Source organism: Sphingomonas jatrophae (genome assembly GCF_900113315.1).
In the GTDB taxonomy this organism is placed as follows: domain Bacteria; phylum Pseudomonadota; class Alphaproteobacteria; order Sphingomonadales; family Sphingomonadaceae; genus Sphingomonas_P; species Sphingomonas_P jatrophae.
In genome coordinates this window covers 424335-440185 of sequence record NZ_FOZG01000003.1, presented here as the reverse complement: position 1 = coordinate 440185, position 15851 = coordinate 424335, and the positions used below count along the sequence as shown (strand labels likewise).

The 15851-nt window shown below is 70.0% G+C and carries 11 protein-coding genes; 5 read left to right on the top strand and 6 right to left on the bottom strand.

What is annotated here, in order from left to right; translation table 11 throughout:
- Positions 1 to 115 precede the first annotated feature (115 nt).
- From BM360_RS17630 to BM360_RS17620, 3 genes are read right to left on the bottom strand one after another with little or no spacing between them, the layout of a single operon-like run.
- Positions 116 to 1753 (bottom strand): tetratricopeptide repeat-containing sulfotransferase family protein, encoded by a 1638-nt coding sequence (locus BM360_RS17630; RefSeq protein ID WP_093316694.1) that lies wholly within the window; start codon positions 1751 to 1753, stop codon positions 116 to 118.
- Positions 1750 to 2910, bottom strand: coding sequence for an aspartyl/asparaginyl beta-hydroxylase domain-containing protein (locus BM360_RS17625; protein WP_165611356.1), 1161 nt, complete (start codon positions 2908 to 2910; stop codon positions 1750 to 1752). The genes BM360_RS17630 and BM360_RS17625 overlap by 4 nt, the downstream gene beginning before the upstream one ends.
- Positions 2907 to 3941 (bottom strand): hypothetical protein, encoded by a 1035-nt coding sequence (locus tag BM360_RS17620; RefSeq protein ID WP_093317418.1) that lies wholly within the window; start codon positions 3939 to 3941, stop codon positions 2907 to 2909. Before BM360_RS17620 ends, BM360_RS17625 begins: the two co-directional genes overlap by 4 nt.
- 66 nt (positions 3942 to 4007) lie before the next feature.
- Between BM360_RS17620 and BM360_RS17615 the strand changes: the two genes are divergently transcribed.
- Entirely contained in the window at positions 4008 to 5294 is a 1287-nt protein-coding gene (locus BM360_RS17615) for an aspartyl/asparaginyl beta-hydroxylase domain-containing protein (RefSeq protein ID WP_207544640.1), read from the top strand.
- 34 nt (positions 5295 to 5328) lie between these two features.
- Here BM360_RS17615 and clpB read toward each other — a convergent pair whose 3' ends face one another.
- From clpB to BM360_RS17600, 3 genes are read right to left on the bottom strand one after another with little or no spacing between them, the layout of a single operon-like run.
- Positions 5329 to 7908, bottom strand: coding sequence for an ATP-dependent chaperone ClpB (clpB, locus tag BM360_RS17610; RefSeq protein ID WP_093317415.1), 2580 nt, complete (start codon positions 7906 to 7908; stop codon positions 5329 to 5331).
- Between the two features lie 59 nt (positions 7909 to 7967).
- Positions 7968 to 8378 carry a DUF1003 domain-containing protein gene (locus tag BM360_RS17605; protein ID WP_093316683.1) on the bottom strand — a complete coding sequence of 137 codons (411 nt, stop codon included), beginning with the start codon at positions 8376 to 8378 and terminating at the stop codon, positions 7968 to 7970.
- On the bottom strand, positions 8375 to 10018 hold the full coding sequence (locus BM360_RS17600; RefSeq protein WP_093316681.1) for a M28 family metallopeptidase: 1644 nt from the start codon (positions 10016 to 10018) through the stop codon (positions 8375 to 8377). The genes BM360_RS17605 and BM360_RS17600 overlap by 4 nt, the downstream gene beginning before the upstream one ends.
- Before the next feature lie 210 nt (positions 10019 to 10228).
- On the opposite strand from BM360_RS17600, the gene BM360_RS17595 reads away from it, so the two are divergent.
- The 4 genes from BM360_RS17595 to BM360_RS17580 all read left to right on the top strand — a co-directional run bounded on the left by BM360_RS17595 (position 10229) and on the right by BM360_RS17580 (position 15772).
- Positions 10229 to 13135 carry a M16 family metallopeptidase gene (locus BM360_RS17595; protein WP_093316677.1) on the top strand — a complete coding sequence of 969 codons (2907 nt, stop codon included), beginning with the start codon at positions 10229 to 10231 and terminating at the stop codon, positions 13133 to 13135.
- A gap of 107 nt (positions 13136 to 13242) precedes the next feature.
- A complete protein-coding gene (locus BM360_RS17590; RefSeq protein WP_093316674.1) occupies positions 13243 to 14229 on the top strand; it encodes a cysteine synthase A in 987 nt (328 codons plus the stop codon).
- Positions 14230 to 14333: 104 nt separating this feature from the next.
- The gene (locus BM360_RS17585) at positions 14334 to 14627 is read left to right on the top strand and encodes a hypothetical protein (protein WP_207544639.1); all 294 of its coding nucleotides are present in this window, start codon (positions 14334 to 14336) and stop codon (positions 14625 to 14627) included.
- 50 nt (positions 14628 to 14677) lie between these two features.
- Positions 14678 to 15772 (top strand): motility-associated ABC transporter substrate-binding family protein, encoded by a 1095-nt coding sequence (locus BM360_RS17580; RefSeq protein ID WP_093316672.1) that lies wholly within the window; start codon positions 14678 to 14680, stop codon positions 15770 to 15772.
- The last annotated feature ends 79 nt before the right edge of the window (positions 15773 to 15851 follow it).

Here is a 15851-nt window from a genome sequence, read left to right as displayed (position 1 = left end):
CTTCGGCCCGCCCCCTTTTTCTTTGAGCGGGCGATTTGAGAGGGCGTGACAGGCAGCAGGCGCGCGCCATCGACGCCGCCAGGCGGCGGCGCGACATCAGGTCAGCGGGATCGTGTCAGGCGTCGAAGCCGAACCGCGCCACCCATGGCGCGAGCAAGGGCAGCACCGGCGCCAGCTCGGTCGCGTAGCGGCGCCATTGGCCGCGTCCGTCGTACAGCCCGCGGCGGACCTGCGTCGCGCTGGCGGTGCGAACGCCCCGGCTCTGCGCTGTCCTGTCGAAGCGGCGGAAGTCGTCGGTCCACGGCAGGCCGATGAAGTCGGCAAACGCCCGCACGGTCGGCTCGAACGCGCTGACCAGCTGGTCGTAGCGGACTTCGTGAACCGCAAGCGGCAGCCGCTCGCGGCAGAGCTCCGTCAGCTCCATCAACGCGTCATAATGCCGCGCCGCCTCCACCAGGTCGCTGAAGCACCATGCGGCGGGGCTCGGCGTGAAGTTGATGCGAAAGCAGCTCAGCACGACGTCACGCGGGTCGCGTCGCATCAGCAGGATGCGTGCGTCGGGGAACAGGCGGGCGATGATCGGCAGTTTGATGCCGTTGAACGGGTTCATGTCGACAAAGCAGCGGCCCTCGACATCCCCCGCCAGCGTCCGCACGCGTGCCCAGTAATCGGCGCGGCAGCGCTCGATCATGTCCGCCGGCAAGGCATCGAGATCGGGCATGGCGCCGTCATTCGCCACCAGCACGCCGTCGATGCCGGCGAACGTGTCGCGCTCCTCCAGCGCCACCACGTCGGAGGCGCTTGCAAGCACATTCTCGACCAGAGTGGTGCCGGATCGCGGATAGCCGAGCAGGAAGACATGGCGCGCGGCCGCACCCGGCACGGCTGTGACCGGAGGTGCGGCGGGCACGACGGGGCCAGCGGCCACCTGCTGCCTGATCCGTTCGATGAACTGGCGGTGCGACGGTGCAGCCGGCGGCTGCGGCTTGAGCAGACCGGCATGGACGCGGCGAAAATGGCCCTGAGCGGCGCTCCACGAGGCGAAGGCTTCCTGCGTGCGACCCTGCCGGTCGAGCGCGTCGCCCAGCAATGTCAGCGCGCGGGTCCGGTCCTCGCCCTTCACCCCGGCGGCGAGCAGCGCCCGCAGACGCGCCTCCGCGGCGCTGCCGTCGCGTGCCTCGATCTCCAGCGTGGCGAGCGCCGCAACCGCGCTCGGCTCGTTCGGGTCGAGTGCTAACGCCCTCGCGGCATGGGCCTGCGCCGTATTCCCATCCCCTGCCTGTGATGCGGCATCGGCCAGCTTGCCGTGCGCCGGTGCCAGCGCGGGATCGACGGCCAGCGCGCGGGCATAGCTGGCGGCGGCTGCCGTGCGTTCGCGCAGCGCATCCAGCACATAGCCCCGCTCCAGCCACGCGGCGGCATGGCGAGGCTCGGCGGCGACAACGCGGTCGAGCAGCGCCAGCGCCTCGTCGTAGCGGCCCTCCTTGCGCAGCACCGCGCCGATCGCCCCCGAGATCAGCACGTCGCCCGGCGCCTGCGCCAGCGCGCGGGCGAGCAGGCGGTGCGCGCCGGCATAGTCGCCCGCTTCCTCACGCGCCCAGGCAGCCAGGTTCAGCAGCATCGGACCGGTCAGGCCTTGGCGCAACGCCGCCTCCGCCAGCCGCGCCGCGCCGGCGATGTCGTTGGCCGCCAGTGCCCGGCCGATCCGCGCCTGCACATCTTCGGCCCCGCCGCGGTTTCCCTGTCGCGTCACGCCCCCGCCTGATCCTCCGTGGATGGCGCATAGGCGCTGATCGTGCCGAACAGCGACGTCAGCGCGGCGCGCTCCTCCGCGGTGAGATCAGGCCGCCAGATCTCGAACAGCAGCACCACGCGGGTGGCATCGCCGTCATTCCAAGCCTCATGCTCGATCGTGTCGTCGAAGATCAGCACGCGATCCTGCTGCACCGTGCGGGCATGGTTGCCCACTCGCAGGCGGCAGCCGTTGGGGACGATCAGCGGCAGGTGGCAGATCAGCCGCGTGTTGAGCAGCCCGTGGTGCGGCGGGATGTGCGTGCCCGCGCGCAGCACGGAGAAGAGGGCGATGGGGGAGCGGCCAGGAATGCGCGGCAGCGGCAACGCCTCCAGCGCCGCCATCGTCACGGGGCATCGCTCGGCATTGCCCGCCACCGGCTCACCGCCGCGCAGCAGGTGAAAGGCGCTCCACCGCGGATCGCCCATCAGGGAATGCTGCTTCGCCGGGCGGTCCGCCTCGGCGGCGACATAGGGCGTGAGCGCGCCTTCGTCTGCCAGCAGCGCCTGCAGTTCCTCGCGGATGGCAGGCGCCTTCGCCTCCAGCGCCGGCACCCAGTCGAACGCCGATCGCGCGAAGAAGGGAATGGCCGGCAGGCGCGGATAATAGAAGTTGGTCGGCTGCTGCACGTGCACCGGCGCGTTGCCGGCCAGGATCTCCAGCGCCTCGGCAAAGCGCGTGCCGGCCTTGGCGGGATCGATGCCGTCGCGGCTCAGGGCGGCGTCGACATGGGCGCGGAAATCCTGCTCCACCTGCGCGACGACGCGTTCGGCGCGGCGCAGCGTTTCGATCAGGTCAGGGGGCAGCGATGCGAAGCGCGGCGCATGCGCGAGCGCCGCCTGATACCAGGGCACCGCCGCGCGCGGATTCTCCGCCCGCATCAGCAGGTCGCCACGCATCACCAGCGCGTAGAGATTGCCCGGCTCCTCCGCGAGGATGCGGTCCAGCGCCGCATTGGCGGTGCCGTCGTCACCAGTCATCGCGCTCGCCTGCGCCAGCAACAGGCGGGACTGGTGCGTGCTCGCACCCGCCGCCTCCATCGCCAGGAACGCCTCGCGCGCGCTCGCCCCGTCGCCGCGGCGCAACGCATCCACTCCAGTCTGAAAATCGTCGCTCATGCCCGTCTCTCTAGCAGCGGGTTCGCCAGAGTCATCGGCACGCCCGCGCGCTTCGCCACCACCTCGGCCCAGACCGCGCATTTCTCGATCTCGTCGGCGTGCAGCGTTGCCGCGGCATCATGCTCGGCCGCACGGTCGGCGAAGGCGAAGGGATCGTCCGTCTTGGAATGTCGCGTGAAGGCGGGCCCGGACAGCATCCTCGACAGGCCGGCCTCGCCTAGGTTCAGCCCGAAATGCGCCGAAAGCGCCGCCATCGCCGAGCCGGGATCGGCGGTCAGCGTGGCGCTGTCGAGGCTGCGCAGCCGCCCGCCGAAACGCTCGATCAGGCGTGCGAACAGCGCCTGCTGCGCCAGCCAGCCGACCGCCGCCACCTGCAGATCCGTCTGCCCGAGATGGTCGCGCGGGCTCATGCCAAGATCGATCAGCCGGTCGTCGAGCAGCCCCGTCAGCATCGTCCGCACCCAGAGCCGGCCATCGATCCCCTTCTTCGCCACGGACGCAAGGAAGGTGCGCAGCGGCGCATGGAGCAACAGCCCGCGCGCCTCCGGACGGAGCGCGAGCAGAGCGGGGTAAAGGCCGGCGGCGACGTTGGACGGCTTGACCACCACGGCCTCCCCGGGGGCGAACGGCCGCGCCAGCAGCGTCAGCAGGTCGTCGAGCACCTCGGCCATGTCCGGCCCCGGCTCGCCCCGCCGTCGCCAGCCGACCACGTCGTTGAACAGGGGTGGCTCCTTCAGCCCCATCGCCACGCCCGGCAGGTCGAAGGCGCGGGCGACCAGCGTCGAGAGGCAGAAGGCCGAGTGGAAGACGAAATGGATCGGTCCCGCCTGCGCCGCCGCTGCCGCTGCCCGCCGCGGCACGATCATCCCCTCGCGCCCGACGGGCAGATAATCGTCGGTCAGGAAGGTCGCGCGCGCATGCTCCATCCGCGCCAGCGGCAGCAGGGTGACGGTGTCGCTCGCCGGATCGTAACGATGCGCCAGCCAGCGCGGATCGCGCGCGGCTTCGGCGGGGGAGGGGGCGCTTGGCATGGCCCGCCAGCCTTTCGTGCGCGGACGCCATTTGTCAAAGCCGCCCGGCGCGGTAAGCCCTGACACATGACCGATGCGGACCTACAGAGACTGATGCAGGCCGCCACCGCGGCACAGCGGGCAGGCCGCCGCGACGAGGCGCTGCGCCTGTTCCGCGCGGTAATCGCCGTGGCCGAGCAGCCGCTCGCGCTCAACGTCCTCGGGGTCGACGCGCTCGGGCGGCGGGATTGGACGGAGGCGGCGGGCCTGTTCCGCCGCGCCATCGCGGCCGACCCCGCCGCACCCGAATTGTGGATGAACCTCGCCCGGTGCGCGCGCGAGGCGGGCGACAAAGCCGGTGAGCGGCGTGCGCTGGAGGGCGCGCTCTCGATCGACCGGCGGCACTTCATGGCGCTGGTCAGGATGGCCGAGCTGGACGAGCGGGAAGGGCGAATGGACAGCGCGCTCACCCACTGGACCGGCGTGCTCGCCATGTCGCAGGCGATCGAGGCGCCGTCACCCTCGCTCACCGCCGTCTTCGATCATGCGCGTGCCTTCGTCGCGGGGCACCGCGCCTCGCTCGCCAGCAGCATCGACGAGGGGATGGCCGACGTCCGCGGCGGGCTCACCCGGCAAGAGCGGCGGCGGTTCGATGCCTGCATGGATCACATGCTCGGGCGCCGCGCGATCTTCGCCAATGCGTGCGCCGGCCTGCACTTCCCGTTCCTGCCCGCCGACGAATATTTCGACCGCGCGCACTTCCCGTGGCTGGACCGACTGGAGGCGGAGACGCCGACGATCCGGGCCGAGCTGGAAGCGTTGCTGGCCATGCCCGAACCCGGGCTCAGCCCCTATGTGGAGATGCCGGCGGGTACGCCCGACAACAAATGGTCGTCGCTCAACCATCGCCTGTCGTGGGGGGCGCTGCATCTTTGGCGGCATGGCCGCCGCATCGAGGCCAATTGCGCGCGGGCGCCCAGGACCGCGGCGATCATCGACAGGCTGCCGCTGGCGCATCTCGCCGGGCGCACGCCCACCGTCTTCTTCTCGATCCTGCAACCGGGCACGCGCCTGCCGCCACATACCGGCGTCAGCAACATCCGCGCGATCATCCACCTGCCGCTGATCGTGCCTCCGGACGGCGAGAGCGTGTGCGGCTTCCGTGTCGGCGGGGAAACGCGGGGATGGCGCGAGGGTGAGGCGTTCGCCTTCGACGACACGATCGAGCATGAGGCGTGGAACCTGTCCGACGCCCCCCGTGCCATCCTGATCCTCGACACCTGGAACCCGCATCTGACTGCGGCGGAGCGCGACCTGCTCGCCCGCTTTGCCGACATCGCGCCGGCAGGCGAGGGGCAGGTCGCCGAGGATTGACGCCGCCGCCCTGTGGCGGACGGCGGCGCCCGTCTCAGCTCACGCGCAGCGTCAGGCCGCCATCGCCCTCGTCGATCGTCACCAGCGCGCCATCGGGCACCTCGCCCTTCAGGATCGCGTCCGCCAGCGGATCCTGCAGGTACTTCTGCACCGCCCGCTTCAGCGGTCGCGCGCCATAGACCGGATCGTAGCCGACCCGCCCCAGCCACGCCCGCGCCGCATCGCTGAGCGACAGCGCGACCTTGCGGTCCTTGAGCAACCGCTGGACGCGACCGACCTGGATGTCGACGATCGGGCCCATATGATCCTGCCCCAGCCGGTGGAACAGGATGATCTCGTCCAGACGGTTGAGGAATTCCGGCCGGAAGTGACCGCGCACCACCTCCATCACCGCCGGCTCCACGCTCTCGACCGACTGCCCCTCGGGCAGGTTGGACAGGAAGTTGGAGCCGAGGTTCGACGTCAGGATGATGAGCGTGTTGGAAAAGTCGACCGTGCGGCCCTGTCCGTCCGTCAGCCGCCCGTCGTCGAGCACCTGGAGGAGGATGTTGAACACGTCGCCGTGCGCCTTCTCCACCTCATCGAACAGGACGACCTGATAGGGGCGGCGCCGCACCGCCTCGGTCAGCACGCCGCCTTCCTCATAGCCGACATAGCCGGGAGGCGCGCCGATCAGCCGGGCGACCGAATGCTTCTCCATATATTCGGACATGTCGATGCGGACCATCGCGGCATCGTCGTCGAACAGGAAGCCGGCGAGCGCCTTGGTCAGCTCGGTCTTGCCGACGCCCGTCGGCCCCAGGAACAGGAAGGAGCCGAGCGGCCGGTTCGGATCCTGCAGGCCCGCGCGTGAACGGCGCACGGCCCGCGCCACCGCCTCGACCGCGTCGCGCTGGCCGATGACGCGTTTGCCCAGCGCGGCTTCCATCTGGAGCAGCTTCTCGCGCTCGCCTTCCAGCATCTTGTCGACCGGAATGCCCGTCCAGCGGCTGACCACCGAGGCGATGTCCTCGCTGGTCACCTCCTCGCGCACCATCGCGTCGCGGGTGACGCTCTGCGCCTCCGCCAGCTGCCGCTCCAGCGCGGGGATGGTGCCGTAGGACAGCTCGCCCGCCCGGGCGAGGTCGCCCGAGCGCTGCGCCTGGTCGAGCGCGACGCGCGCCTGATCGAGCTGCTCCTTCAGCTTGGTCTCGGCGTCGATCTTGCTCTTCTCGCCCTGCCAGCGCGTCGTCAGCTCGGCCGACTGCTGCTCCAGCTGCGCGAGGTCATAGTCCAGCGTGCCGAGCCGGTCGCGCGAGGCGGCGTCCGTCTCCTTCTTCAGCGCCTCACGCTCGATCTTCAGACGGATGATGCGACGGTCGAGCGCCTCGATCTCCTCGGGCTTGCTCTCCACCTCCATGCGCAGACGCGAGGCGGCCTCGTCCATCAGGTCGATCGCCTTGTCGGGCAGGAAGCGGTCCGTGATGTAGCGGTTGGAGAGGGTGGCGGCGGCAACCAGCGCGCCATCCGCGATGCGGACGCCGTGGTGCAGCTCATACTTCTCCTTCAGCCCGCGCAGGATCGAGACGGTGTCCTCCACCGTCGGCTCGCCCACGAACACCGGCTGGAAGCGCCGCTGAAGCGCGGGGTCCTTTTCCACATGCTTGCGATATTCGTCGAGCGTGGTCGCACCGATGCAGTGCAGCTCGCCGCGGGCGAGCGCGGGCTTGAGCAGGTTGGAGGCATCCATCGCGCCTTCCGATTTGCCCGCGCCGATCAGCGTGTGCATCTCGTCGATGAACAGCACGATCTCGCCCTCGGCGCCCTTCACCTCATCGAGCACGCCCTTCAGCCGCTCCTCGAACTCGCCGCGATATTTCGCGCCGGCGATGAGCGAGCCCATGTCGAGCGCCATCACGCGACGATCCTTGAGGCCATCGGGCACGTCGCCATTGGCGATGCGCAGCGCAAGGCCCTCGGCAATGGCCGTCTTGCCGACGCCGGGTTCGCCGATCAGCACGGGATTGTTCTTGGTGCGCCGCGCCAGCACCTGGATGGTGCGGCGGATCTCCTCGTCGCGGCCGATCACCGGATCGAGCTTGCCGTCGCGCGCGGCCTGGGTGAGATCGCGGGCGAACTTCTTCAGCGCGTCATAGCGATCCTCGGCACCCGCAGTGTCGGCGGTGCGCCCGCCGCGCAGCTCGTTGATCGCACCGTTCAGCGCCTCCGCCTTCACGCCGGCCTTGGCGAGCGCCTGGCCCGCCGCCGTGGTCGGCGAGAGGACGAGGCCGAGCAGCATCCGCTCGACCGTGACGAAGCTGTCGCCCGCCTTGGTCGCGACCTGCTCCGCCTGATCGAGTGCACGCACCAGATCATTGTCGAGGCCGGGCGTCGTCTGTGCGCCGGAGCCCGACACGGCGGGCACCTTGGCCAGCGCCGCATCGGTTTCGCGCAGCGCCGTCGCGGCATCGCCGCCGGCGGCGCGGATCAGGCCGGAGGCCATGCCCTGCTCGTCCTCGAGCAGCGCCTTCAACAGATGTTCGGTGCCGATTCGCTGATGGCTCATGCGGATGGCGACGGTCTGCGCGGATTGGAGGAAGCCTTTCGCGCGATCGGTGAATTTCTCGAGGTTCATCATGCTCCCCTGTGTCGTGCCGGGGAGATAGTGTGGCTTCTATGCCACACAAGCCCGGTTCACCGAGATCGTTCGAGTTGTGCGATCAGCGCCGCCTGCGCCGCCGCGAGCGCGTCGATCTTCTCGTGCAACGCCTTGATCTCGATCTCGGCGCGCAGGTTCACGTCATAGTCGTTCTGCGCGGCCAGCCGGTCCTTCTCCGCCTGCCGGTTCTGGCTCATCATGATGATCGGCGCCTGGATCGCAGCCAGCGTGGACAGCATCAGGTTGAGAAAGACATAGGGGTAGGGGTCGAACTCGAGCCCCCAATGCGACAGCACGTCGCTGTTCAGCAGCATCCAGCCGAACAGGACGAGCGTGAAGGCGAGGATGAAGCCCCACGATCCGCCGATCGCGGCAACGCGGTCCGACGCCCGCTCGCCGAACGTTTCTGGCAGGGTCGCCGGATCGTGGGGAAAGTCCGGTTTCACTTCGGCAGCGCCGCCTTTTCCGCTCCGGCCGCGAACAGGTCGCCGAAGAAGTCACCCTTGTACCAGCGCGGCGCCGTGTCGGCATTCGCCATCGCCCGCGTGATCCGCCAGTTCGCCTCGGCGTAGCGCGCGCCCGAGGCCCAGTCGATCTTCTGGCTCATGTCGTCGCCCGGATGGTGATAGTCGCCCCCGAGGAACTTGCGCCACTGCTCGCCCCCGCCATTGGCGAAGCCGGTCGCCAGCAGCACTGCGGGCACGCCCTGCTTGACGAAGGAATAATGGTCGGAGCGGACGAAGATCGTCTCCTCGGGCATCGGATCGGGCGACAGCGCGATGCCCATCGGCTTCACCGCGGCGGCGACCAGCGGCCCCAACGTCGAATGGTCCGCGCCGAACGCGGTCACGTCGGTGAACTTGTAGAGCAGCAGCGGCATGTCGAGATCGACATTGCCGACGATCGCGGCCTTGGGCACCGTCGGGTTGCGCGCATAATAGTCCGCGCCCAGCAATCCCTTCTCCTCGCCCGTTGTCGCGATGAACAGGACGGAGCGGCGCGGCCTGTCCGGCGCCTCCGCCATGGCGCGTGCCACCTCCAGCATCGTCGCGATGCCGGCTGCATTGTCGAGCGCGCCATTGTTGATCCGGTCGGTCTGCGCCGTGTCGCCCGGCCGCTCGGGGCTGATGCCAATATGGTCGAGGTGGGCGGAGAGGACGACATATTCGCTGGCCAGCTTCGGATCGGCGCCGGGCAGCACCGCCGCCACGTTCGGGCTGTCGATGAAGCGCGTGCTGGCCGATTGGGCGATGCGTGCCGAGGTGCGCAGCGCGAAGCCGCGCGGGCGCACGCCCTTCTTCGCCGCCTCCGCCTGCACCGCGGCGAAGCTCTTCGGCGCGCCGGCGAAGATGGCCTCGGCGACAGGCGTGTTTGCGGACGCGCTCTGGCGCACCGCAGCGCCGTCGAACACGGGTTTGCCGTCCCGCAGCCAGCGATAATTCTTGCCGTTGCCGTTGCGCACCACGCTGGCCCAGCTCTGCCGCTTGGCCGAATCGCGGGTGGAGACGGAGATCATGCCGATCGCGCCATGCGCCGCGGCGACCATGCGCTTGGTGGCGACGAGATGCGCCGCCGCCTCGGCGGGCAGGCCGGCGGGGAAGCCGTCGAGCAGGACGACGATCTTCCCGGTCACATCCAGCCCGCGATAATCGTCGGTGCCCATCGCCGGCGCCTCGAGGCCATAGCCGACGAAGACGAGCGGGGCGGACACCTCGCCCGTCGGCATCGTCGGGTTGAGGCCGACGACCACCTCGGTGCCATGCTCCCACGTCTTCGCACCGGCAGGGCCGCTGATCGTTACCTGCCCCTTGGGGCCGCTGCGCACCGTCTCCTGAAAGCGGATCGGCTGGAGCCAGCCGCCCTCCACGCCCGCGGGCTTCAGGCCCAACGCGGCGAAGCGCTGCGCGACATAGCGGGCGGCGATCTCATGCCCGCGGCTGCCGATGTCGCGGCCCTCCAAAAGATCGTCGGCGAGGAAGGCGACATGGGCGCGGAACGCGTCGGGGGTGAAGCGCGGCTCGACCGGCTGTGCGGCGAGCGGAACGGCGGCGAGCAGGGCGAAAGCGAGACCGAGCGGACGGATCATGCAGGCTCCGGCGGGGAGAGGAAGATTGATCCTCTTTAATGCCCTGTCCTGCCGCGTCACGGGTGCGGCGTTCACGACGTTGGTCGATCCGGCGCGCACGTTGATCGAAAAGCGGAGGGCAGGCCCGAGGCGCCCGCCCGCTGGCGCGGTTGCCCGCGCCGCCCGCCCGGCTATGCTCGCGCGTTCATACCTGCCTCAAGGACGTCGCCGTTGACCCGCATCCTGTCCGCGTTGCTCGCCACTTCCCTGCTCGTCGCCGCCCCGCTCGCGGCGCAGACCGCGCCTGCCCCCCGCACCGACGCGGCGCCGGTGTCCACGCTCGTCTCGCAGGTCAACATCCCGTATGAGAGCTTCACGCTGCCGAACGGGCTGCGCGTCTTCGTCCACACCGATCGCAAGGCGCCCGTGGTCGCCGTCTCCGTCTGGTACCATGTCGGCTCCAAGGATGAGCCCAAGGGCAAGACGGGCTTCGCCCACCTGTTCGAGCATCTGATGTTCAACGGATCGGAGAATGCGCCTGGCGACTTCTTCGCGCCGCTCCAGGAAGTCGGCGCGACCGATTTCAACGGCACCACATGGTTCGATCGCACCAACTATTTCGAGACGGTGCCGACGCCCGCGCTGGAACGCGCGCTGTTCCTCGAGAGCGACCGCATGGGCCACCTGCTCGGCGCGGTGACGCAGGAGAACCTCACCAACCAGATCGGCGTCGTCCAGAACGAGAAGCGGCAGGGTGACAACGAACCCTACGGTCTCGTCGAATATGCCCAGCTGGCCGCATTGTTCCCGGAGGGGCATCCCTATCGCCACTCCACCATCGGCTCCATGGCAGACCTGACCGGCGCCAGCCTTGAGGACGTGAAAAACTGGTTCCGCCAGAAATACGGCCCCAACAATGCGGTGCTGGTGCTGGCGGGCGACGTCGACGTGGCAAAGGCCAAGGCGCTGGTCACCAAATATTTCGGCGATATCCCCGCAGGCCCGAAGGTGACGCCCGCCGCCGCGACGGTGCCGACGCTGAAGGCGCCGGTCGCCGAGACGCTGCACGATCGCGTCGCCACCACCCGGCTCTACCGCATGTGGGCGGTGCCGGGACTGACCGACAAGGATTCGGTGCCGCTCGATGTCGCCGCCACGGTGCTCGGCGGCCTGTCCTCCTCGCGGCTCGACAATGCGCTGGTGCGGCAGGAGAAGATCGCCGTCTCCGTCTCCGCCGGCCTCCAGTCGTTCGAGCGGATCGGCATGTTCGAGGTGACGGCCGACGTGAAGCCGGGCGTCGATCCGGCGAAGGTCGCCGCGCGGCTGGATGCGGTGATCGCCGACTTCCTCAAGACCGGCCCGACCGCGGACGAGGTGCAGCGCGTCGCGACGCGCGAGGTGGCCGGGCGGATCAACGGGTTGGAATCGGTTGGCGGCTTCGGCGGCAAGGCCGTGGCGCTGGCCGAGGGCGCGCTCTACGCCAACGATGCCGACTTCTATAAGAAGCAGCTGGCCGCGCTCGCCGCCGTCACGCCCGCGCAGGTGAAGGCGGTGGCGAACAAGTGGCTGACCCGCCCGGTCTACGCGCTCACCGTGGCACCTGGCGAACGCAAGGCCTATGAGGAGGCCGCCGGCGTCACCGGCCAGCATCACGCCCCGGCTTATTACCGCACGCCACGCGCCGGTGAGAAGCCGCTCGCCCCGCTGCCCGTCGCTACGCTCGCCGAAGGGCAGGGCGCCGGTGCCGCGGCGCCTGCCCCTGCGGCTAAGCCGGGCCCGCGCGGCAAGATCCCCGACGTCGGCCAGGTGCCCGATCTCACCTTTCCTCGGATCGAGCGGGCCAGGCTCTCGAACGGGGTCGAGATCGTCTATGCGCAGCGGAATGCTGTGCCGCTGACGCGCGTATCGGTCAGCTTCGATGCGGGCAACGCCGCCGATCCGAAGACGGGTCTCGGCACCCAGTCGCTGACGCTCGCGATGCTCGACGAGGGCACCAAGACGCGCAATTCGGTCCAGATTGCCGAGGAGCAGGAGCGGCTCGGCGCCGCGATCAGCGCCGGGCAGTCGATGGATCGCACCAGCGTCAACCTCTCGGCGCTGACGCCCAACCTCGCGCCCTCGCTCGATCTCCTCGCCGACATCGTCCGCAACCCGGCCTTCGATCCGCAAGAGGTGGAGCGCCTGCGCGGCCAGCAGCTCGCCCGCATCTCGTCCGAGCTGACCCAGCCGCAGGGCATCGCCGCCCGCGCCCTCTATCCCCTGCTCTACGGCCCGGCTTACCCCTACGGCGTGCCGCAGACGGGCACGGGCGGCCCGGACGTGGTGAAGTCGCTCAAGCCCGCCGACCTCGCCGCGTGGCACGATGCATGGATGCGGCCGGACAAGGCACGCATCTTCGTCGTGTCCGACCAGCCGCTCGCCGCCATCCGCCCGCTGCTGGAGCGCAGCTTCGGCAACTGGACCGCACCCGCAGCGGCCGCCGGCACCAAGTCGTTCGCCGCGGCGACGCCGCCCGCGCGCGAGCGGATCGTGCTGATCGACCGGCCGCAATCGCCGCAATCGTTCATCGCCGGCGGCGCGCTGACGCCGCTCAAGGGCTCGGACAAGCTGGAAACGCTGATCGTCGCCAACGATGCGCTGGCGGGCAACTTCCTCGGCCGGATCAACATGGATCTGCGCGAGAAGAAGGGCTGGTCCTACGGCGTGTTCGGTGGGCCGCGCCGGATGGTCGGCACCGTGCCGTTCGTCATCTCAGCACCCGTCCAGTCGAACCAGACGGGGCCGTCCATCGCCGCGATCCGCGCCGACATGGCCGAGTTCCTCGGCCCCAAGGGCGTCACCCCGGCCGAGCGCGACCTCTACGTCACCGGCCGCGTGCGCGAGCTGTCGGGCAATTTCGAGACGTCGGGCGATGTGCTGAGCGGGCTCCAGACGATCGACCTCTACGGCTTCCCCGACGATTATTACGTGAAGCTCGCCGACACCTACCGCGCGATGACGCCCGCGCAGCTCGACACCGCTATCCGCGCGGCGGTGAAGCCGGGCGCCTTCACGTGGGTCGTCGTCGGCGATGCCGCCAAGGTGAAGCCGCAGCTCGACGCGCTCGGCCTGCCGGTCGAGACGGCGACCGCCAAGTAAGCGCGTCGGCGCGAGGGTGCGGCCGTGCACCCTCGCGCCCTCCGGCTTCTTGCCCGCAAAGCCATCCTCGCTTGTCCCTCGCCACCTGCACGCCTACCTCACGCAGCATGGCATCCCCCTCCGCGCTCGCGCTGATCGGCAACACGCCGCTGGTGCGCCTCGCCGGCCCGTCTGCGGCGACCGGCTGCGAAATCCTCGCCAAGTGCGAGTTCATGAATCCCGGCGGCTCGGTGAAGGACCGTGCGGCGCTCTTCATCATCGAGGATGCGGAAGCGCGCGGGCTGCTGGCGCCCGGCGGCATCATCGTCGAGGGGACGGCGGGCAATACCGGCATCGGCTTGGCCCTCGTCGGCAACGCCAAGGGCTATCGCACGATCATCGTGATTCCTGAGACGCAGAGCCGCGAGAAGAAGGATACGCTCCGCGCACTTGGCGCCGAGCTGATCGAGGTCGCGCCGACCAGCTATTCGAACCCCGCCCACTACGTCCACACCTCCCGCCGGATCGCGGCGGAGACGCCGAATGCGCTCTGGGCGGACCAGTTCGACAACATCGCCAACCGCATGGCGCACATCCGCACCACCGCGCCCGAAATCTGGGCGCAGACGGAGGGGAAGATCGACGGCTTCACCTGCGCGGCGGGCACCGGCGGCACCATTGCGGGCGTCGGGCTCGGCCTCAAGGAGCTGAACCCCGACATCGTCATCGCGCTCACCGATCCGCACGGCGCCTCGCTCTACGAATATTACACCAATGGCGAACTGCGCGCCGAAGGCTCGTCGGTGGCCGAGGGGATCGGCCAGAGCCGGATCACCGGCAATCTCGACGGCGCGCCGATCGACCGGGCCTATCGCGTCTCGGATGTGGACGGGCTGGACGCCGCCTATCGCCTGCTCGGCGAGGAGGGGCTGTGCGTTGGCCTGTCCTCCGGCATCAACGTCGCGGGTGCGATGGCTCTCGCGCGCGATCTCGGGCCGGGGCATACCATCGTCACCATCCTGTGCGATTCGGGTATGCGCTACTTGTCCACGCTGTTCGATCCGGCCTGGCTTGCCGCCAAGGGGCTGACACCGCCGTTATGGCTGAACCGCTGAAGCCCGATCTCGCCCCGATCGTTTCGGGTTCGACAAGTCCGGACTCTGGCGATAGCTTTCCTCCGGCTGGCCGCGCTGGGCGCCAGACGGCGGAAAGGGATGCGATGCAGCGTGTTCGCATCGGCTTGACGGGCCTCTGCTCGGTCTTCCTGTTGGTTCTGCTCGCCGCCGCCATCTTCGGCCTTGCGCCCAAGGAGCCGAGCGCGTCGGAGCCGAAGGCGAGCCCTGCTGCCGCCAATGCGGTGGACGCCAATCCCAAGGACCCGCTCGCCGAACTCGGCGTCACGCCGGGCGGATCGCAGAGTGATCCGGAACCCGCGGCCGCGCCCCCCACGGCCACGCCGCCCGGCGCGATGCCCGCAGCTGCGCCCGCGCCCGCGGCCAAGCCCGCCCCCTGAAGCGGATCGCCAGCCCCGCAATCGCCGGGCTCCTGTTCGCGCTCGGCATCTTGGCGCTCGGCTGGTGGCTGGGCGGGGCCAAGGCGGGCGGCCGGGCGGAGCTCGATACCTGGCTCGCTCTCCATCCCGCCGCCCTGTTCGCGCTCATCGTCGCGGTCGCATCGCAACCGGCATCGCGCCGTATCACCGCGCTGGGCATCGGCCTCCTCCTCGCCTTGAGCGCGGAACTCGCGCTGGTCACGTCGCTGGGTGCGCCGCCGCCGCTTGGTCAGGCGCTCAGGGCTGCGCTTGCGGGTCTGGTGCTCGGGCTCGCGCTCGACGGTGCCGTCCGGCTGGGCCGAGCGCTGGATCGCCGCGCAGGTCCGGCGCTCGGAGCGGTCGCCGCACTGGCCTTGTTGTTCGTCCCCGGCGTGGTCGATCTGCATGAGCGGCTGGTGCTGACGCCCGAGCCGATCGCCGCTGCGGATCGCCCGGCGGTGGCGCTGCTCACCGGCCTGCCTCTGGTCTGGGGCGAAAGCGGGCCGAGTGAAACAGTGGCCGGCAACGGCAATGCCACGCTCCGCGCGCTCGCCCGTCGGCTGCGGATCGTGCCCGTGCCGAACGTCGAGTCCCTCGCATCCTCTCGCCTCGCGCTGATCGTGCAGCCGCGCCCGCCTGGGCCCGCGGGGCTGGTCGCGCTCGATGTGTGGGTCCGGCGTGGCGGTCGCGCGGTGCTGCTGCTCGATCCGTCGCTGCGCTGGAGCAGTGCGCTGCCGCTCGGCGATCCGCGCCGCCCGCCACTCGATGCCGGCCTCTCGCCGCTACTGGCGCATTGGGGCGTCCGCCTGCACGTCGGCGGGGAGGGGGTCGAGTTCGTCCGCATCGGCCAGCGGCGTCTCGCGCTGCCCGCCCCCGGATGGCTCAGCGGCTGCGGCGGTGAGGGGATAGCGATCGCCTGCACGATCGGCCGCGGCCGCGTGCTGATCGTCGCCGACGCCGACCTGATCGACGATCGCGCGTGGACCGGTCCGGGCACTGGCGGCGATTCGCGAGCGCACCGGCTGGCGGACAATCCGGCCTTCATTGCGGCGATGCTCGACCGGCTTGCCGGCCGGACGCCCGATCCATCGGACCGGGTGATCTGGGCCACCACGCCGCACATTTAGTTTCCGACAGACTTATCCACAGGCTCGGCCGCGGCGCTCACGCGCGCCGACGGCGGATTTCTGCCGTCTGCAGCGCTGT